Annotated in this window: 19 protein-coding genes and 2 pseudogenes; 9 read left to right on the top strand and 12 right to left on the bottom strand. The window is 66.8% G+C overall.

What is annotated here, in order from left to right; translation table 11 throughout:
• Positions 1–136: 136 nt before the first annotated feature.
• The 3 genes and pseudogenes from ABIS05_RS08845 to ABIS05_RS08835 form a co-directional block, all read right to left on the bottom strand.
• Positions 137–529, bottom strand: a pseudogene (locus tag ABIS05_RS08845) (DUF932 domain-containing protein); the annotation flags it as partial.
• Positions 530–618: 89 nt separating this feature from the next.
• Positions 619–1,098, bottom strand: a complete 480-nt coding sequence (locus ABIS05_RS08840; RefSeq protein WP_348014308.1) for a single-stranded DNA-binding protein — start codon at positions 1,096–1,098, stop codon at positions 619–621.
• Between the two features lie 839 nt (positions 1,099–1,937).
• Entirely contained in the window at positions 1,938–2,978 is a 1,041-nt protein-coding gene (locus tag ABIS05_RS08835) for a PIN domain-containing protein (protein WP_348014307.1), read from the bottom strand.
• A gap of 294 nt (positions 2,979–3,272) precedes the next feature.
• Between ABIS05_RS08835 and ABIS05_RS08830 the strand changes: the two genes are divergently transcribed.
• The 6 genes from ABIS05_RS08830 to ABIS05_RS08805 all read left to right on the top strand — a co-directional run bounded on the left by ABIS05_RS08830 (position 3,273) and on the right by ABIS05_RS08805 (position 8,134).
• Entirely contained in the window at positions 3,273–4,169 is an 897-nt protein-coding gene (locus tag ABIS05_RS08830) for a F0F1 ATP synthase subunit gamma (RefSeq protein ID WP_348014306.1), read from the top strand.
• A gap of 124 nt (positions 4,170–4,293) precedes the next feature.
• The gene (locus ABIS05_RS08825; protein WP_348014305.1) at positions 4,294–4,506 is read left to right on the top strand and encodes a hypothetical protein; all 213 of its coding nucleotides are present in this window, start codon (positions 4,294–4,296) and stop codon (positions 4,504–4,506) included.
• 75 nt (positions 4,507–4,581) lie between these two features.
• The gene (locus ABIS05_RS08820; RefSeq protein WP_348014304.1) at positions 4,582–6,819 is read left to right on the top strand and encodes a copper-translocating P-type ATPase; all 2,238 of its coding nucleotides are present in this window, start codon (positions 4,582–4,584) and stop codon (positions 6,817–6,819) included.
• On the top strand, positions 6,816–6,989 hold the full coding sequence (locus ABIS05_RS28205) for a hypothetical protein (protein WP_407074912.1): 174 nt from the start codon (positions 6,816–6,818) through the stop codon (positions 6,987–6,989). The genes ABIS05_RS08820 and ABIS05_RS28205 overlap by 4 nt, the downstream gene beginning before the upstream one ends.
• A gap of 71 nt (positions 6,990–7,060) precedes the next feature.
• Positions 7,061–7,228: a hypothetical protein gene (locus tag ABIS05_RS08810; RefSeq protein ID WP_348014303.1), complete on the top strand. Its 168-nt coding sequence runs from the start codon at positions 7,061–7,063 to the stop codon at positions 7,226–7,228.
• A 186-nt stretch (positions 7,229–7,414) separates the two neighbouring features.
• Positions 7,415–8,134: a Crp/Fnr family transcriptional regulator gene (locus ABIS05_RS08805; RefSeq protein WP_348014302.1), complete on the top strand. Its 720-nt coding sequence runs from the start codon at positions 7,415–7,417 to the stop codon at positions 8,132–8,134.
• 21 nt (positions 8,135–8,155) lie between these two features.
• On the opposite strand, the gene ABIS05_RS08800 is transcribed toward ABIS05_RS08805, so the two are convergent.
• The 4 genes from ABIS05_RS08800 to ABIS05_RS08785 form a co-directional block, all read right to left on the bottom strand.
• Positions 8,156–8,737 carry a sterol desaturase family protein gene (locus ABIS05_RS08800; protein ID WP_348014301.1) on the bottom strand — a complete coding sequence of 194 codons (582 nt, stop codon included), beginning with the start codon at positions 8,735–8,737 and terminating at the stop codon, positions 8,156–8,158.
• Positions 8,718–9,557 (bottom strand): trypsin-like peptidase domain-containing protein, encoded by an 840-nt coding sequence (locus tag ABIS05_RS08795; RefSeq protein WP_348063241.1) that lies wholly within the window; start codon positions 9,555–9,557, stop codon positions 8,718–8,720. Before ABIS05_RS08795 ends, ABIS05_RS08800 begins: the two co-directional genes overlap by 20 nt.
• Positions 9,558–9,642: 85 nt before the next feature.
• Positions 9,643–10,380 carry a GGDEF domain-containing protein gene (locus tag ABIS05_RS08790; protein WP_348014299.1) on the bottom strand — a complete coding sequence of 246 codons (738 nt, stop codon included), beginning with the start codon at positions 10,378–10,380 and terminating at the stop codon, positions 9,643–9,645.
• Positions 10,377–10,607, bottom strand: coding sequence for a general stress protein CsbD (locus ABIS05_RS08785; protein ID WP_348014298.1), 231 nt, complete (start codon positions 10,605–10,607; stop codon positions 10,377–10,379). Before ABIS05_RS08785 ends, ABIS05_RS08790 begins: the two co-directional genes overlap by 4 nt.
• Positions 10,608–10,955: 348 nt before the next feature.
• Between ABIS05_RS08785 and ABIS05_RS08780 the strand changes: the two genes are divergently transcribed.
• Entirely contained in the window at positions 10,956–11,639 is a 684-nt protein-coding gene (locus ABIS05_RS08780; RefSeq protein WP_348014297.1) for a Crp/Fnr family transcriptional regulator, read from the top strand.
• Here the strand turns inward: ABIS05_RS08780 and ABIS05_RS08775 are convergent.
• From ABIS05_RS08775 to ABIS05_RS08755, 5 genes are read right to left on the bottom strand one after another with little or no spacing between them, the layout of a single operon-like run.
• Positions 11,626–12,150: a hypothetical protein gene (locus ABIS05_RS08775; RefSeq protein ID WP_348014296.1), complete on the bottom strand. Its 525-nt coding sequence runs from the start codon at positions 12,148–12,150 to the stop codon at positions 11,626–11,628. The two genes, ABIS05_RS08780 and ABIS05_RS08775, sit on opposite strands and share 14 nt — an antisense overlap.
• 38 nt (positions 12,151–12,188) lie before the next feature.
• Positions 12,189–12,821, bottom strand: a complete 633-nt coding sequence (locus ABIS05_RS08770) for an SCO family protein (RefSeq protein WP_348014295.1) — start codon at positions 12,819–12,821, stop codon at positions 12,189–12,191.
• The gene (locus ABIS05_RS08765) at positions 12,818–13,450 is read right to left on the bottom strand and encodes a cytochrome c (RefSeq protein ID WP_348014294.1); all 633 of its coding nucleotides are present in this window, start codon (positions 13,448–13,450) and stop codon (positions 12,818–12,820) included. Before ABIS05_RS08765 ends, ABIS05_RS08770 begins: the two co-directional genes overlap by 4 nt.
• On the bottom strand, positions 13,447–14,022 hold the full coding sequence (locus tag ABIS05_RS08760; RefSeq protein ID WP_348014293.1) for a cbb3-type cytochrome c oxidase subunit II: 576 nt from the start codon (positions 14,020–14,022) through the stop codon (positions 13,447–13,449). The genes ABIS05_RS08765 and ABIS05_RS08760 overlap by 4 nt, the downstream gene beginning before the upstream one ends.
• A gap of 12 nt (positions 14,023–14,034) precedes the next feature.
• Entirely contained in the window at positions 14,035–15,669 is a 1,635-nt protein-coding gene (locus tag ABIS05_RS08755) for a cbb3-type cytochrome c oxidase subunit I (RefSeq protein ID WP_348014309.1), read from the bottom strand.
• 111 nt (positions 15,670–15,780) lie between these two features.
• Between ABIS05_RS08755 and ABIS05_RS08750 the strand changes: the two genes are divergently transcribed.
• Both ABIS05_RS08750 and ABIS05_RS08745 read left to right on the top strand, forming a co-directional pair.
• Positions 15,781–18,489 (top strand): bifunctional acetate--CoA ligase family protein/GNAT family N-acetyltransferase, encoded by a 2,709-nt coding sequence (locus ABIS05_RS08750; RefSeq protein ID WP_348063240.1) that lies wholly within the window; start codon positions 15,781–15,783, stop codon positions 18,487–18,489.
• An 18-nt stretch (positions 18,490–18,507) separates the two neighbouring features.
• Positions 18,508–18,889: pseudogene (locus ABIS05_RS08745) on the top strand (sensor histidine kinase); the annotation flags it as partial.

Genomic DNA, 18,889 nt, shown 5'->3' with positions numbered 1-18,889 from the left:
TGATGGTCTCCTTGCGGGCGACATGCCCGGTAAGGAGGATTGCTATGTACAGCGTTGTTGGCGAGCGAGCCTTGCTGGCTCAGGCGAATGCCGATCGACGGGACATAGTTCGGCACCGGACATAGTTTCGCCTATGTCCCGCAGTACATAGGCGGAACATGCCCGCGAGCATTTGGTAAGAGCTGGCGCCGTCGTGGCTGTTGATCAGGATGATCTCGTTCGCCTCGGCACGGGTCTGCACCTGGCCTGCGTGGCGCATGCGGATCATGTGCTTGGTGAACTCCGCCTTGCCTTCGACGCGGCTGGCGCCCTGGGCGACCATGAAGGGCTCGAAGCCCTCTTTGCGCAGGCCGCGCAGCACGTCGATGGTGGGAATGTAGGTGTAGCGATCGGAGCGGCTTGCATGCTTGCCCTCCGCGAAGATGGACGGCGCTGCGGCGCGCATCTGGTCTTCGCTCAGGGGCTGGTCACCGCGGATCACGCGGGTGTTGCGAGCAAAGCGGGTCGCGAGTGTCGGGGTCGAGTACATGATGATTTCCTTCGATCGGTGAATGAGGTTCGAAGGGCGGGCGCGGCTCGGTGCTTGGTTGACCAGCTTCACGCCCACCCGATGAGGGTTCAGGCGTCGGCGTGTGCCGGCTGACGCGCGCTGCGGGGCTTACGAGTGCTGGCGACTGGAGCGGCCTGCTCACCGCTGCGCGACGTCGTTTCGCCCTCGGCGCCCTGGCCACCATGGCGGCGGGCTTCGCTTTCGGCACGGCTGTCGAGGTAGTCGATCTCCTCGGCGGTGAACGCCATGCCGTAGACGGTCTCGCCGTTCTTCTCGTAGTTGTTGTTGCGCAGCCGGCCGACGATGTTGACGTGCGAGCCCTTGCCCAGGTACTCGGCGGCGTTCTCGGCCTGCTTGCCCCACAGCGTCCACTGGATCGCGGTGGACTCCTCCTCGCGGGCTTCACCGCCATCACGACTCGCGCGCCGGGTGTTGCTGATCGCGGTCAGCACGCCCTTGGCGATCTTGCCCTCGCGTCCGTTGACGAATTCGAGCTTGACGGCGCCTACCAAGTGCGCGTGACGTTGGAAAATTTGAACGTTGGCCATGGCCATATCTCCTTGCGTGAGAGATCAGCCGGGGCCCGGTCCGGGTTTCCCTGAAAACTGATCCTCTCGCTCGGACTTCCTCGCTCCCGCCCACGGGCGGGCGGGGGGTGGGCACGGCCCCTTCCGGCGGGAAGGGGTTGGGGATGGATGTCTGCCTTCAGCAGCCGAAGCAGTGAGCCAGTTTCCCGGCCCACCGCTTGAAGATCCCCCCACAAGTCCCCCTCACAAGGGACGGGGGCGCAGCTGGGGGGAGCGCGGTGGGACGACTGGCGCACGAGCTGCCCTCCTCCCCACGGGCGGCGCAGCGTCGCGGCCGATGTGACAGCTCGCCTGGCGCAGCGGTTGCAGCGCAGCCGACCGAACGATCTCGAACAGCGGCGGCTCTGCGGCCGGCGTGACACCAAGGTAGCGAAGCGGACGACTGGCGCGACGGTCGAGCCGCTGATCGCTGGCTTGGATTTCTGAATTCAGCGGCCCGGCTTCGGGCTTGGCGGGTGACCGGGGTGGCGATCTGGCCGGACCAGCGCGCAGCGCAGTCGATCAAAACCGGCCAGTTCGCCAAGCAGGCCTTTCGCGCGCAGCGTGAAGGAAACAGCCTGCTGGCCCCCGGGCACGGGAACGGGCCGCCCCACGCTTCAGCCGGCACAGCCGGCCTGACCGTGTTGCGTCAGGGATCGCAGCCCGTCAGGGGCGAGACGCCGTACCTCGGTGGCTCGACGCGCAGCGCAACAGCCCGGCCCCGCGCAGCGGGGAGACGCCCAGGCCCACCGAGACCTGGCATCGGCAGCACCTCACCAAGCCCTGTCAGCACCTGCTCCAGCCCATCCGGCATCAACCTCTCAAACCTTGGCAACAGTGGACCCACTCGACGCATCAAACCTCGGATACGACGCGCCCTTCACCGAGTCCGCCCTCACGACACCGTCATCGGTCGCCGCAGAGTCCGCAGGCAACGGCACCGCCTTCGCACCATCAGTGACCGCCGCAGGCACCTTGGCTGCGACCGATGGAACTGGCACGGCGGCCTTCTTTGCAGGCAGTGGGTTGACCTTCTTCACCGCCGCCTTCTTTGCCGGCACCGCCTTCTTTGCAGGCGCCTTCTTGGCAACCGGCGCCGCAGCGACAGCCTTCTTCGCCACAACCTTCTTCACCGGCACCGGCTTCACCGCTGGCTGCTTGACGGCGGCACTCTTCGCGGCCACCTTCTTCGCAGGCGCTTTCTTTGCGGTCGCCTTCTTCGCGGTCGCCTTCTTGGCTGCGGGCTTCGCGGGGACCACCTCCTTCGCAGCCGGCGCAGCCTTCACGGACGCCTGCGGCCCGGGCGAGCCATGCCCCACTTGCCGCGCCATGAATCCCATCGACCTGGCGTGCTCCAGCATCGGCTCATAGCCCTTGTCGTTCGCCACCACCACCATCGCCGACGCCTGATTCTTCGAAGCGATGTAACCCATATAGAACGACAGATGAAAGTCCAGGGCGTTCTTCCCTGTCTTGCTGATCGGCACCGCCGTCACGTTGGTGCCGAACGATGCAAACCGCCGCTCGACCTCGCGCTGGTGCGGCCCATGGAAGACCCACACCTGGTTGGCATCCGGCACCAGCATCCGAAGCTCGTCCTCGGTAGGCTGCACGTTCTCGTAGTCCAACAGCACGTGCGTGCCGGGCACCGCACTCCGAGCCGACGGGACCCGGGCCACCTCACGCGTCGCTGGGTACTTCAGCGCATTGCGTGCCAGCTTGTCCTTGACCGCCTCCGCGATGTCGATCTGGCTGTGGTCCGCAACCTGCAGCAGGTAAAGCAACACGTCAGCGACCTCTTCGCCGATGCGCCCCTTCAGCCCAGCGTCGTCGTGCGCAATCCGAGACGCCTCCGGCGTCATCTATTGGAAGATCTCCGCCAGCTCGGCCGCCTCGACCATCAAGGCTGTGGTGAGATTGTTGGCGCCGACCGCCAACTGAGCCACCGTGCCGACTTTTTAGTGAGCCACCCATTTGCGTAGCTCGTCCAATGGTGATGCGATGTGTGGCCATTTCGAATGGCTCAGTGGCAGATCGGCGCGAAGGTCGTAACTGGCTTATTCCGGCGTCGGCGCCAACACAGCTGCGGTGCTGAAGGCCTTCCTGCCCAAGGCCGATGCAGGTGCCGACGCAGCGGCCGCGAAAGAGGTGGCGCCGTGAGCGATGGCCTTGCAGCGCTGCGCCGCAAGATCGCCGGTGCGGGCGACCTGCATGCCGTGGTGCGAACGATGAAGGCGCTGGCTGCGTCGAGCATCGGCGACTACGAGCGCTCGGTGCTCGCCCTCGCCGACTACGACCGCACCGTCTCGCTCGGCCTGAGCGAATGCTTCCGACAGGCACGGGCGGACCCTGAGGCCGCGCCACCCATCGCGGCAGGGCCATCGCACGCGGTGGGCGCCATCGTCTTCGGCTCGGACCAAGGCCTCGTCGGTCCCTTCAACGATGTGATCGCCGAGCATGCGGTCCGCACTTTGGCGGCGCGGTCCGGCGCGGCGCAGGTCTGGCCCGTCGGCGAACGTGTGCAAGCTCACCTGAAGGACGCGGGGCTAGAGGTGCTGGGCACCTACGCCGTGCCGGGGTCGGTCGAGGCCATCACGCCGCTGGTCGCGCAGATCCAGATCGATAGCGAGGCGCGCCGCGCGCGGGGCGGCGCGGGGCAGATCAGGGAGGTGCTCGTCTTCCACAACCGCCCTCTGGCGGCCTCGCTGTACGAGCCGGTCGACCAGCGCCTCTTGCCGCTCGACGCCGCGTGGCAACACAGCCTGGCGGCCTTGCCCTGGCCCGGCAAGATGCTGCCCGAAGTGATGGAACACGGCGCGACCACGCTGCGCACCCTGATCCGCGAGTACCTGTTCATCTCGCTGTTCCGCGCCTGTGCCGAATCGCTGGCGAGCGAGAACGCCAGCCGGCTAGCGGCGATGGAGCGTGCTGACCGCAACATCAAGGACTTGCTCGAAAACCTGCACGGCCGCATTCACCGGCAGCGCCAGAGCGCCATCGACGAGGAACTCTTCGACGTCACCTCGGGCTACGAGGCCCTGGCGCGGCCGTAGCAGTTCATTCATGCAACTGGGCATTTGCGGCGATGCCGATTGACGTTGGCCACGTGCGCTACCGAACGGAGTTCCGGGCGTGCAAAAGCTAAGGTGACGCCACCCGGCCATTGAAGGCTCCCTCATGAAAATCGATTCGACCGTTGCGCCAACGGGCAAGCGGCTTGGCGGCACGCTGCACCTGCCCGGCCACATCACTCCCGCCCCCTCGCGGGATGACAAGCTGCCCATTGAGCAGACCGAAGAAAGCGAAGTGCCAGACCGGCACAAGAGCAGCGGTCAGAAGCATCCAGAGGACATAGAGGAATCTGAGGTTCAAAAGGATCACATTGGCTGAGGCCTGTTTTCCAGGCCTCACGAGGCGCTACGCGCTGGGGTGCGACCTGCAGCAGTCCCATCGCCTGGAGCGGCCATGAGCGCAGATTCAATCACCGATACCCCCGCTCAAGCGGGCACCGTCAGCACGCCGACCGCCCAGCAGTCCGCGGTACCGAGACCACCAGCATCCGTCGTGGCCATCTACACGTGCCCTATGCACCCCGAAGTGCAGCAAGACCACGCCGGGCCCTGCCCGAAATGCGGCATGGCGCTGGAGCTGGCAACGTCCAAGTTGGGCGGTGCGGGCGGCGCAGCTGAGGAAAGCGCTGAAGGCGACGAACTGCGCGACATGACACGGCGCTTCTGGATCGGCGCGGCGCTGACCCTGCCGGTGTTTGTGCTGGCGATGTCGCACTTGGTCCCAGCGCTCGGTAGCCAGGCTTGGCTCGACAGCGAGCCCGCGCGCTGGCTGCAGTTGGCACTGGCCACGCCGGTGGTCGGCTGGGCGGGTTGGCCGTTCTTCGTGCGCGGCTGGCGCTCGGTCGTCAGCCGGCACCTCAACATGTTCACGCTCATCGCCCTCGGCGTTGGCGCGGCCTACCTGTTCAGTGCCGCAGCGATGTTGCTTCCCGGGTTGTTGCCGGCTGCGCTGCATCACGACGGCAAGGCGCCGTTGTACTTTGAGGCGGCGGCCACGGTGGTCGTGCTGGTGCTGCTCGGCCAGGTGCTTGAACTGCGCGCGCGCAGCCGCACCGGCAGCGCAATCAAGGCGCTGCTGAACCTGGCGCCGCCGACTGCGCGCAAGGTCGATGCGGATGGCGACCATGACGTGCCGCTGGCGCAAGTCCAGGTGGGCGACCGGCTGCGCGTGGTGCCGGGCGGGAAGGTGCCCGTGGACGGCGTCGTCATCGAAGGCCATTCGAGCGTCGAGGAGTCGATGATCAGCGGCGAGCCGCTGCCGGTGGAGAAGGCTGTTGACGACCGCGTGACCGGCGGCACCGTCAACGGCGCGGGCAGCTTCGTGATGCGCGCTGACCGGGTTGGCAGCGACACCCTGCTGGGCCAGATCGTCGCCATGGTGGCGCAGGCCCAGCGCAGCCGCGCCCCGATTCAAGGTCTGGCAGACAAGGTCTCCGGTATCTTCGTGCCGCTGGTGATCGCGGTGTCGGCGCTGACGTTCGTCGTCTGGTTTTGGTGGGGGCCGCAGCCGCAGCTGGCCCACGCGCTGGTCAACGCCGTCGCGGTGCTGATCATTGCCTGCCCGTGTGCGCTGGGCCTGGCCACGCCGATGTCGATCATGGTCGGTGTCGGGCGCGGTGCGCAGCTAGGCGTGTTGGTGAAGAACGCCGAGTCGCTGGAGCGGCTGGAGAAGGTCACCGTGCTGGTGGTCGACAAGACCGGCACGTTGACGGAGGGCAAGCCGCGGTTGATGGACGTGCTGCCGGCGGATGGTGTCGACGCGGATGAGTTGCTGATGTTGGCCGCCTCGCTCGAACAAAGCAGCGAACACCCGCTGGCCGCAGCGATCGTGCAGGGCGCCAAGGACAAGGGTCTGGCGCTGGAGGCGGTGACGGACTTCCGCTCGGTGACGGCTGGCGGCGTGGCCGGCACGGCAAAGGGCCGCGCCGTGCTGGTGGGCAAGCCAGACTTCTTGCGCAACGAGAAGGTCAGCGGCCTCGACTCCCTCGAAGCGAGCGCGGTCGTGCTGCAGGAAGACGGCAAGACGGCGATGTTCGTCGCCATCGACGGCCAGGCGGCTGGCGTCCTCGCGGTGGCCGACCCGATCAAGGCCAGCAGTGCCGAAGCCGTGTGCGAACTGCAGGCGCTCGGGCTCAAGCTCGTCATGCTGACCGGCGACAACCGCCGCACCGCCGCCGCCGTCGCCAAGACGCTCGGCCTGGACGAGGTGCAAGCCGAGATCGAGCCGGCCGGCAAGGTCGCGCATGTCAAGAAGCTGCGCGAAGCCGGCGAGCACGTGGCGATGGCCGGCGACGGCATCAACGATGCGCCGGCTCTGAGCGAAGCCGAGGTCGGCATCGCGATGGGCACGGGCACCGACATCGCGATGCAGAGCGCAGGCATCACGCTGGTCAAGGGCGACCTGCGAGGCATCGCGCAAGCCATCCGGCTGAGCCGGGCCACGATGTGGAACATCCGCGAGAACCTGTTCTTCGCCTTCTTCTACAACGCGGTCGGCATCCCGGTCGCGGCCGGCGTGCTCTACCCGTTCTTTGGCTTGCTGCTTAGCCCGGTGATCGCCGGCGCCGCGATGAGCCTGAGTTCCGTGTCCGTCATCGGCAACGCCTTGCGCCTGCGGACTGCCAAGCTTTGAGACGACCCCGGGCCCACGCCACCCATGAGTACGGCGACGGCGAGGCCGAGACCGGGCCGCTGGCCACCGCCTGGCACTCCAACACGTTCCTCGACGCCGCCACCAACGGCGCCATCGGGCGGCAGCGCACAGACGGCCATCGCGCCAGGCGCCACGCTCTGCGGCGGTGAAGTGACCGGACTCAGCCCCGCTGAAGCCAGCCCGCGACGCCGCCCCCCACTCGCAAAAGACAGAACAGCCCATGAAACACCACGCCAGCAAGAAGCCCGCCGACAAACGCCAGCACAAGCCAGAAGTCGTCGCCGGCAAGACCGGCCCGGCGGACACAGGTGCCGCCAAGAGCGGCGCCACGCCGGCGGCCTCAGGCGAGGCCAAGGCCCCGCAAAAAGGTGCTCTGCACAAATCCTGAGTTCTCACTCGAATCACCAAGGGGCCGCGGCGCGCAATCGCCACGGCCCTTCCTTTTTTGCAGCGCAGACTGCACCAGGGCGGGTGCGGCTGTTGGTATGTGCGCTACCGAACATTCATCGAGGCAGCTTTGGCCTACATTCGCCAGGCACCCGCGGCACGTTGCCCGATTCACCGAAGCGAGCCTATGCCCCGTGGCAGTGACCCCTTAGCCAACCAGTTGCTGGCCGCGTTGCCCCAGGCCGAGTGGCAGCGCTGGGAACCCTTGCTTGAAGCCGTGCAACTGCCGCTGGGCCGCGTGCTCTACGAGTCCGGCAGTGTGCTCAGCCATGTGTATTTCCCCACCACGGCCATCGTGTCGCTGCTGTACGTGATGGAGGACGGCGCTTCGGCCGAGATCGCGGTGGTGGGCTACGAGGGCCTGGTGGGTATTTCGCTCTTCATGGGTGGGGAATCCACCACCAGCCGTGCCGTGGTGCAAAGCGCGGGGCGCGGCTACCGCCTGCGTGCTGCCGTGCTCAAGGAAGAATTCAGTCGCTCCAGCCCGGTGCTGCACCTGCTGCTGCGCTACACGCAGGCCCTGATCACGCAGATGGCGCAGACCGCCGTCTGCAACCGCCACCACTTGCTGGACCAGCAGCTCTGCCGCTGGCTGCTGCTGAGTCTGGACCGGCTCAGCGGGAATGAGCTGGCGATGACGCAGGAGCTCATCGCCAACATGCTGGGCGTGCGCCGCGAAGGCGTCACCGAGGCGGCGCTGAAGCTGCAAGAGGCCGGGCTGATCCGCTACGCGCGCGGTCACATCACCGTCCTGGACCGCGAAGGCCTGGAGGCGCGCAGCTGCGAGTGCTATTCGGTCGTCAAGCAGGAATACGACCGACTGCTGCCCGTGCGCGCCGCGACTTGAGCGGCCCCCACCCGTCGGTTATCAACGCCGGCCGGTGCCGAACACCCGATCCCAGAACCCGTTGCTGACGCCGTAGAACGCCGATGAGCCCGCCGCGTGCGGGCTGCCCGGCGGCCGGCGGTGATGCATGGCGTGCCAACGGCGACGCTGTGCGAGCCAACTCTGGCGAGACGGCCAGCGCCCGAAGCCGTGGTGGGTCGCGTGATGGATGAGTCCGTAGCTCAGGTAGCCGCCCGCCAGGCCCAGGCTCAAGGCCGTGGCCGGCCAGGTGCCGAGCAGCCATGCTGCGGGCAAGCCGATCAACGTGGCGAACAGCGTGACGGTCATCAACGTCGGCAGCGCGACCAGCGCATTGGGCCGGCGGTGATGCTCGGCATGCCAGCCTTTGAAAGGCGGCAGCGCGTGCAGCACGAAGCGGTGCAGCAGGTATTCCAGCAGCGTCCAGCCCGCCGCGCCCGCCAGCACCCAGGCCATCAGCCGCCAGCCCTCGCCAACCGGGGCATCGACCACCAGCAACCCGGCGAGCAGCATGCAGAGCAGGCCGTACACGATGAAGTCCGCGCGGTACTCGAAGGGACTGTGTTCAAGCTTGAGCAGGGGCATGGGAATCGGGTCGGGGGGCGGTCAACGCCAGCAGGATGTCCGCGTACCAGACGCAGTTCAAGCCGAGCGACTCGTCGAGCACCAGGTCGCGGTCACCCATGTCCATGCGCGAGGAATGCACGCCCAGCAGCTTCCAGGGCAGCGCAGCCGTGGCGCCGGCACCGGCGTCGCGCATCAGCACCGGCGCGCCACTGGTGCCCCGGTGGGTGCGGCCGTCGGTGAGGAAGAAGCCCTGGCCCTGAAAGCGGATGCCGTAGGGCGAGGCCAGCATGACGTGGCGCAGCACCGGCAGGTGATGCAGCGCATCGTGAAAGCCTAGCGGGAAGCCTGCCACCACCAGCGACGCGGCGACCGGCACCTCGGCTACAGACTGCACAAGATGCGCGGGCGTGAACGCGTGGATAACGACGCCCGCGGGCAGGCGCTCGCGCTGCAGCTCCAGCACAGCCACGTCCACTTCACCACCGCTGTCGTGCCCCTGATGCCAGACCGCCCGGCCATGCTGGTGCAGCAGCATCGAGAAGTCGGTGGACCGTGTCAGGTCAGTGCCCGCCAGATGCAGCTCGATCTCCAGCCGGTCGGGCAGGTGGTCACTGTCGCCGTCGATGAGGACATGCCGGCTGGTCACCAAGTAGAGGCGTTCATCGCGCAGAAAGAAGAAGCCGCTGGCCCGGGTCAGCAAGCGCTTGCCGAGAAAGGAACTCACGTGCGGGGTGGCCAGGAAGAGCGGCGCCACTCCTGGCGGGCAAGCAGCAGCCTGCATCAACGTTGGCGCGCGGCGCAAGGCGGTGGACGGGCTCATCAAGGGTTCTCGGGACATGCAACGCCGCCAGCCTGACGAGCTCGTCAAAGTGTGTCTGTTCGACACCGAACTGATGGCCAGCACGCTTTGACAGCCACGCGCCTTACCCCGCCACTCCGTTGCTCGCATTCGCTCTCAGCGGCACCGCCTGCGCAGTGCCAGCCAGGGCCAGCCCCATACGACTGGCCTTGGCCTGCAGCATCGCGTGATCGGCACTGGCCACCAGTGCTTCCAGCGTGCTGCCGTGCTGCGGGAAAAGGGCGATGCCCACACTGGCCTGCACGCTCACGAAGATCGGCCCGATGCTGCAGGGCCGCGCCACCGTGGCCATCAACTTGCGCCCGATCATCAGGGCCTGCTCGGGGTGCTGCACATTCGGCAGCAGGCACAGGAATTCGTCGCCGCCATGCCGGCAGACGCGGTCCTGCGCGTGATGCAGCCCCGCAGAACGGGCCTCGCCGCGCAGCGCGTGCAGCAACCTGGACGCGATGGCCTGCAAGAGCGCATCGCCGGCGGCGTGGCCGTGCTGATCGTTCACCGCCTTGAAGCCATCCAGATCGAGGAACATCAGACACAGGCAGCGAGACTGCGCCGCATGCTGCTCCAGCGTCTGCTGCGCATGCTGAGCGAAGGCGAGCCGGTTGGACAAGCCGGTCAAGGCATCGCGGCCGGCGCTCTCGCGCGCCAGTTGCTCGTCATGCTGGCTGCGCGCGAGCGCCTCCTGGGTGATGTGCAGGGCGCGATGCGCCTGGGCCAATTCGGACTCGGCCCGCTGGGACCGCTCCTCGCACTTCGCCAGGGCCTCACGCAGCAGCGCTGCGGGCGACGAGGGCGTGTTCACGTGCGCAGGCGCGACCCGCGCGCCTGGTGCTCGGCGCAGCGTATCCAGCGGCGAATCTGCTGCTCGGCTTCTTGAAACTCGATGCCGTAGAGAACGCCCAAGCGGCGCACCAGTTGTTCGCGCTGGCCGGCCACAACGGCCAAGTCCTCCACGGTCAACCGCCCCCACTGCTCGCGCGCCCTGCCCTGGAACTGGGCCCACTGGCCCTGGAAACGATCATGGTTCACGGCTCTTCCTTCTTGTGGATGGCAGATGACGCGCGGATGGCGGTGCACCGGGTGTACGCCGATGCTGCCGCGATGCACGCATGCGGTCTGTGCGGCAACGAACACAGACCGCGTGGAGTGCGCTGGCAGACAGACGGCGCCCTTTCATCGCCTCAGCCTGCACCTTCTGCTGCGCGAGCAGCTCATAACAAGGAGCCGTCATGGCCCGGATACCTGCCTTGCACCGTCCAGCGATGGCCGACGCCAGCGTCAACATTGACCAGGGCGCGCCGACGGCGTTGCGCGTGGACATCGCCAAGCTGGGCGCCAAGTGAAGCTCACCCCGACAGGCGGACCCTTCACGGCGCCATGAATCAGCTGATCGAAAGCCTTCCAACCGCGGCGCGGGTCAGCCTGCTGGCACTGTGCGAGCCCGTGGCCCTGACGCTGGCTCAGGTGCTGGCCGAAGCCGGTTCACTGACGCGCTATGTCTATTTCCCGACCGCAAGCTTCGTGTCGCTGATCGCGGAGCTGGATGCCCGTCACCGCGTCGAGGTCGGCATGGCCGGCCGCGAAGGCATGGTGGGCATGCAACTGGCACTCGGCCACAAGCACGATCCGTTGGGTGCCGTCGTCCAAGGCGCGGGTGAGGCCTTGCGAGTGCGTGCCGCTGCCTTTCGCAAGGAGCTGGCGCGCAGTGCTGCCTTGCGCCACCGACTGCTGCATTACGTGGGCGTGCTGATGAATCAGCGGGCCAATGCCGCAGCCTGCCTGCGGTATCACGAGATCGGCCCACGCCTGAGCCGCTGGTTGCTGATGAGCCAGGACCGGGCCGCCGTCGACGAATTTCCTGTCACGCAGGAGTTCCTGGCCGTGATGCTGGGCGTGCGAAGAGTGGGCATCACCGGCGCGGCCAGCGATCTGCAGCGTCGCGGCCTGATCCGCTACCACCGGGGTCAATTGACCGTCCTTGACCGCGCAGGCCTGGAGGCCGCTGCCTGCAGCTGCTATGCCACTGACCGCCAGACCTATTCCCACCTCATGGAGCGCTGAACATGCGCCGCACCGCCGCGACACGCTGCGCCGCCCACAGACCGCAAAGCCACACCACGAGAATGCCGACCGACGCCCACACCAGCGCAGTGCCCAGCGTTTGCTGGTCGTTCAGCCGGTAGGCGTTGCAGACGCGGACTGTGGCGTCCTGGTACAGCGTGCCGACAACGGCCAGCATGGGCAGCACATTGCCCAGGTAGAAAACCTGCAGGACGACACCGGCCCGAGCCCACGACAGCCCCAGCGCCGCGCCGCTGAGCACCAGCGCCAGCAGCTTGGCCGACTCCACGCGCGGGTCCACCAATGCAAGGTCGAGCACGCGCGGGATCATCAGCACCGCCATCGTCAAGGCACTGAACAGCAGGCCGGCGATGCCCAGTTCGTTCCACCGCTGCAGGCCGCGAGCCTTGCCCACCAGCAATGCACCGGACAGCAACAACAACGGGTACTGAACCAGCATGTGCGTGGCCATGCTGGATTCAGCCGCCTGGCGCATTGCCGCCAGCAACATGAGCGCGAGCAAGAGTAGGCCCGAGAGCGTGCGCCACCTCATGACAAGGACCGTGCAAACGCCAGCGCGGCGGCGGGTTCTGCGTTGTCGAAGATGCGCACCAGGCGGCCGCGCGCGTCAATCACGAGCAGGGCCGCGTTGTGTTCATAGCCGCCTCGGCCATCGGCAATGACGACGACCTGCCAGGCTTGCAGCAGGCGGTCCAACTGGGCTTGATCGGGCACGGTGACCATGTGCCAGTACCTGGCATCGGCGTGCCACAGCGCTGCATAACGAAGGAGTTGGCCCTCGTCGTCGTGCGTCGGGTCGAAGCTGAGCGACAACAGGCTCACGCGGCCGTCGGCCTGTGCTGCGAGCGCCTGTTGCAGCTGCTGAAAGCTGTCACCCAGTGCCAGGCACACACCGGGGCAGCGTGTGTAGATGAAGCTGGCGATCGTGACGCGGCCGGGCATTGCGCTCAGCACTGCCCGCAAGTCCTCGCCGGTCAGATCTGCCCCCTGCAGCGTGGCTTGCGGAGCCGGAACCGGGGTTTGCATCACCGCAAGCCGGCGCGCGCCTTCGGCCGTCCACACCTGGAAATCCTGCGTCAGCCATGCCGCGCTCAGCCCGCCCAGCAGCACGACGGCGACGCTTGCCAGCCCGGTGCGCAGCATCCCCGTCTCGATGCTCAAGGCGGCTTGCCGCCCTGCGCGCTTTTCAGTTCTGCGCCGCCGGCAAACGGCTTCGTGCGGAGGTTGCCCTTGCGCTCCTGTGCGAACACTTCAGCAGGGATCGGCGCCGCCTTATTCGACCACTGCGAGCGGACGTGGCTGGCAAGCGCGGCCAACTCCGCGTCGCCGAGTTGCTTGAAGGCGGGCATATTGCCTTTGTAGGCATTGCCAGCCACGGTGATCTCGCCTTCGATGCCGTTCAGCAGGATGCGAGCCACGGTGTGTGCATCGCCGAGCACCCATTCCGAACCATCGAGTGGCGGGAACACACCGGGCAGTCCTTTGCCGGTGGCCTGGTGGCAGGCCACACATTGGGCGGCAAACAACTGTTTGCCATCCACCGCGCCGACTGGCTTGCCCGCCGTGCTGGGTGCCGATCGCAGGTCGGCCAGCGTGCGGCCGTCGCCGAGTGCCGCTGAACCCGGCGGATCGGAGAGGGCGATGTAGCCCACGCCGAAGAGAACGACTCCGACAGTGACGACTGCCGCCAGCAACGGGATCGGCCGGCTGTGCTCGGTCGGCTCCAGGTGTTCGCGCTGCTGGGCGCTCGGCATGGCCGGTGCTTCCCTGGTGCTGTCGTTCTCCGTCATGGCAGCACCGGATAGGTGTGGTCGAGCGCCTGCAAATACTTGACGAGATCCAGGGCGTCGGGCGAGGCCACCACCACCATGCCCGCCGGCACCTGGCCGGGCGGCATGTTCACCACTTGTTCGCCTTCGTCCGCCGTGGCCTTGACACGAAACAGGTAGGTGAAGGCCGGCATGATGGACCCTGGGACGTAAGCGCGCGGCTGGTAGAGATGGCCCAGATGCCAGTCGAGGCTCGGCTGGCGCGCGCCGATGTTGAAGAGATCCGGCCCGGTGCGCATGGAACCCAGCTGATGCGGCCGGTCGTACGAATAGTCCGCCGGTACCGAGGGCCGCCCCCAGCCGCGCGCGAAGTCGGGCCCGACCTTGCGGTCGCGCGGCTGCTGGCTGTGGCAGTAGACGCAGCCGTTGGCGACGTAGACGACCCGGCCCCGCAGTTGCTGGTCGGTGTAAGGCTTGAGGTCTTTCGGCGGCGCGATGTCGCGCACCTGCAGGTAGGGCATCACCACCAGCGCGGCCGTCGCGAGGCCGAGGGCCACCATGGCACCGCTGACAAGCTTGAGATCATTGTCCATGTGGTTTGCCAGTTATGCCGCGCTGGCCTGTGAGAACAGGGCCGCGCCTGCGCGCTGCGGACCGAAGCGCAGCGCCATGGCCATGAAGTGCCCGACGAACACGAAATGCCCCAGCGTCATCAGCGCACCGCCAACGCTGCGCGCCTGCAGGTAAGGCAAGGTGAGCGTCACCGACTCCATGAAGGGCCGCGCCGCGTCCAGCATCGCCATGCCCTGCAGCCAGCCGCCGATGGACAGGCCGACGAAGTAGATCGTGATGCCGACGACGACCAGCCAGAAATGCAGGCTGATCAGCCGCGGGTAAGGCCACTCCCAGTTCAGCACGCGCGGCAGCATGAAGTAGATCGCCCCGAACAGCACCATCGAGACGAAGGCATACATGCCCAGGTGGGCATGGGCCACGGTGAAGTGGGTGAAATGGGTGACCGCGTTGATGCTGCGCAATGACTCCAGCGAGCCTTGAACGGAAGAGCCGAGGTACATCAGCCCGCCCAGCATCATGAAACGCAGCGTCGGGGAGTAGCGCGCCAGATGCATCTGGCCCTGCATGGTGCCGAACTGGTTGACGCTGAAGGCGACGACTGGAATCACCATCATCACGCTCTGCACGATGGACAGCGTGGTCAGCCAGCCTGGCACCGGGCCGCCGATCAGGTGGTGTCCGCCGACCTGCCCGTAGAAAAAAGCCAACGTCCAGAAGCCCAGCAGCGACAGGTTGTACGAGCGCACCGGGCGGCCGATGATCTTGGGCAGAAAGTAGTAGATGGCACCCACCGCCACCGGCGTGAACCACAGCCCCAGCGCGTTGTGGCCAAACCACCAGTTGGTCGTTGCCTGCTGCACGCCGAAGTGCACGCCCGGCAGCTTGGCCACCACGTACAGCAGCGCGATCCACAGCAGCGCCGCGATGAAGTACCAGACGCTGACGTACAGATGCTCCACCTTGCGGTTCACGAGCGTGTACAGCGCTGTGGCGATCACCATCACAAAGCCGACCGCGATGAAGATGCCGATCTGCCAGGGGATCTCCAGATACTCCATGCCGTCGGTCCAGCCGATCGCAATGGCACCGATGCCGGCAGCCACGCCGACATTGATCAGCGTGCCACCCAGCATCGTCCAGATCGCGCCGACGAGCGGCGTGCGCAGCAGTCGCGGCAGCAGCCAGATGATGATGCCGAGGCTGCCGTTGGTGGCCCAGCCGTAGATCACCGCGTTCAGGTGAACGGTGCGGATGCGGCCGAAGGTGAGCCAGGCGTCGTTGGTCAGCCAATCGGGGTTGTGCAGCTTGAGCGAGGCCACCAGTCCCGCGACCGACCCCACCAGCAGCCAGAAGCAGGCGAAGGCCAGGAACACGAAAACCGGGAAGGCGCTGGATCGGTCGGCAGCGATGCGGTCTTCCGTCTCGGCCAGATCGGCGGGCACGACGGGGTCTTGGCGTGGCACCAGTGCGCCCTGCATTGCCAGCTGCTCGTGGGCCGGCAGCGCCGGGTCGTCCACCTGACCGATCTCGCCACGGGCGAAGATGACGGAGGCCGCCGCCGGGTTCTCGACCATCAAGCCGCGGCGCAGCGACCAGATGAAGGCGAACAGGCCAATCAAGGACAGCACGAAAGCGCCGAGCAGCGCCAGCAGTGAGCTGTCGATCATGATCGTGCTTGGGTTGTCGACAGGTTCATGCCTTGCAGGCTAGGCGTATCCAGTATCCAGATCTGTTCGCTGGCGTACAGACCCGCAGGGGCGGTTTCCCGCAACCTGATGCAAGCACAGCGCATCAATCTGCAGACAGGTGCATGCCCACGTGCGCACGCCATGACCAACCGAAATCTAGACCTACTGCTGGAGCCGAAGTCAGTCGTCGTCGTCGGCGCGTCCGACCGCGTCGGCAGCGTGGGGGCCACTGTGTGGCGCAATCTGCGCGCCGGCAGTTTCGACGGGCCCATCTACGCCCTCAACCCCAAGCACTCGACGCTTGATGGCGCAACGGTATTCACGCATGCCGACGACTTGCCACAAGCGCCCCACCTCGCGGTGATTTGCACGCCACCCGCCACCGTGCCCGGCTTGATCGCTGAGCTGGCCCGCCGCGGCACGCGAGCCGCATTGGTTATCACGGCAGGACTGAGCGGCGCTCAGAAGCAGGCGTGCCTGGACGCTGCCCGGCCGCACATGCTCAGGCTGCTCGGCCCCAATTGCCTTGGGCTGTTGAGCCCCCACATCGGGCTCAACGCCAGCTTTGCTCACACGGATGCGCTGGCCGGCGAGGTGGCCTTCGTGTCGCAATCGGGTGCGCTCGTCACAGCGGTGCTCGACTGGGCGAAGTCTCGGCGCATCGGCTTCTCTCACATGATCTCGCTCGGCGAGCATGCGGACGTGGACTTCGCAGACCTGATCGACCACCTGGCCAGCGATGCACGCACGCGTTCGATCTTGCTCTACATCGAGTCGATCGAATCACCGCGCAAGTTCATGTCGGCGGCACGCGCTGCGGCGCGCAACAAGCCGGTCATCGTCGTGAAGGCCGGCCGCGCCGGCAACGGCCTGAAAGCCGCCGCCTCCCACTCTGGCGCGCTCGTCGGATCCGACATCGTTTTCGACGCCGCCATTCGCCGCGCCGGCATGCTGCGGGTGGACACACTGCAAGATCTCTTCATGGCGGCCGAAACACTGGCCCGCTTTGGCACCAACCGCGACGAGGCGTTGACGCTGATGACCAACGGCGGTGGCGCGGGCGTGATGGCGGCGGACGCAGCGGCGCTGGCCGGTGTGCCGCTGCATGCGCTGAGCGAGAGCACCCTTGCCACGCTCGACGCGGTGCTGCCGCCCACCTGGTCGCGCGGCAATCCGATCGACATCATTGGCGACGCACCGGTGCGCCGCTACACCGAGACTCTGCAAGCGCTCCTGGCGGACCGCAGCACGGGCGCACTGCTGTTCATGCACGCACCCACGGCAATCGTCCGCAGCGACGACGTCGCGCGCGCCTGCGCACCGATGGTCAGGCAGCACCCCGGCCGCGTGATGGCCTGCTGGCTCGGTGACGCGGCGGTGCGCGACGCGAAACGCATCTTTGAAGAGGCCGGCGCGGCCGTGTACGACACCCCCGAGGAGGCCGTGCGGGCCTTCGCGATGCTGGCCACGTACCGCCGCAACCAGGCTTCGTTGACGGAAGTCCCCACGGCAAACGAGAACGGTGAACCCGACTTCGCTGCCGCACGCGCCATCATCGAGGCCGCACTCGCCGACGGCCGCGACATGCTCAACGAACTGGAGGCCAAGGCGGTACTGACGGCCTACCGCATCCCGGTCGTCGCGACGGTGGCCACCGGTCCTTCGGCCGACGACGCCGTGCAGGCAGCATTGGCGATTGGCTTTCCGGTCGCCTTGAAGATTCTGTCGCCTGACGTCAGCCACAAGACGGACGTGGGCGGCGTACGCCTGACCCTGCGCGACGAGCCTGCGCTTCGCAATGCCTGCGCCGACATGCTGGTACGCGTACGGGCCTTGCGGCCTGAAGCGCGCATCAGCGGCTTCACGGTGCAAGCGATGGCGGATCGCCCGTTGGCGCAGGAGCTGATCGTCGGCGCCAGCATTGACCCGGTGTTCGGGCCAGTGATCCTGTTTGGCCAAGGCGGCACGGCCGTTGAGGTGCTGGCCGATCGGGCCATTGGCCTGCCTCCGCTGAACCACGTGCTGGCGCGAGAGCTGGTGTCGCGCACGCGTGTGGCCAAGCTGTTGGCGGGCTATCGCGACCATCCGCCAGCACAGCTGGACGCGATCAGCGACGTGCTGATTGCCCTCTCACAGATGCTCGCCGACTTGCCCGAACTCGCCGAGCTCGACATCAACCCCTTGTTGGCGGACCACGACGGAGTCATCTCACTCGATGCCCGCTTGCGTCTCAGCCGACATGCTCGTGGCGGTGCTGCGAATTTCTCGATCACACCCTATCCGGCGGAGCTGGTGCAGAGCGTGGACTGGTGTGGCGGGCCAATCGTTCTGCGCCCGGTAAGGCCGGAGGATGAACCGCTGCACCGCGCCTTCGTCGCGATGCTGGCGCCGCAGGATTTGCGCATGCGCTTCTTCAGCGTGCGACGGGAACTGCCACGCAGCGAGTTCGCCCGCCTGACGCAGATCGACTACGCCCGCGAGATGGCCTTCATCGCCGTGCGCACCTTGCCAGACGGCTCCGCGCAAACGCTGGGCGTCGTGCGTGCCGTGATAGATCCGGACAACGTCGATGCGGAGTTCGCGATCATCGTGCGCTCGGATCTCAAGGGTCACGGCCTCGGGTCCTTGTTGCTACGCAAGATGACCGACTTTCTCGCTGGGCGCGGCACGCGGCGCGTGCTTGGCTACGTGCTGCGAGAGAACGAGGCGATGCACAGGCTGGTCCGTTCGCACGGTTTCGTGGCCGACGAAGCAGGAACGAATTCGGACGCGCGCTGCTTTGCGCGCGCCCTCTAGGCGCAGGGTAGTTTCATCATGGATAAGTTTCTGAGCAACAACCGCGAGGAACTGGTCGCGCGATGCCGAGCGAAGGTCGGAGAGCGGCCGCACCGTGCGGCCACGACAGCGCAACTGGCCAATGGCGTCCCGCTGTTTTTGGAGCAATTGATCCGTACGCTGCAGGCAGAGAAACGAGGAGAGATGGGCGAGAGCCTGCGCATTTCAGGGGCGGCGAGCGGCGAGGCGACCAGCCTGACAGAAATGGGTGTCAGTGCGGCGGCACACGGGAAGCAACTGTTGGCGCTCGGGTTTACCGTGGATCAGGTCGTGCACGACTACGGCGACCTGTGCCAGGCCATCACGGACTTGGCCGTCGAGCGCGATGCACCCTTCAGCGTCGGCGCGTTCCGCACATTGA

This window comes from Roseateles sp., assembly GCF_039929605.1.
Taxonomy (GTDB): domain Bacteria; phylum Pseudomonadota; class Gammaproteobacteria; order Burkholderiales; family Burkholderiaceae_C; genus Pelomonas.
Note: the sequence above shows the minus strand (reverse complement) of the source record. Positions and strands in the feature narration are given on the sequence as shown.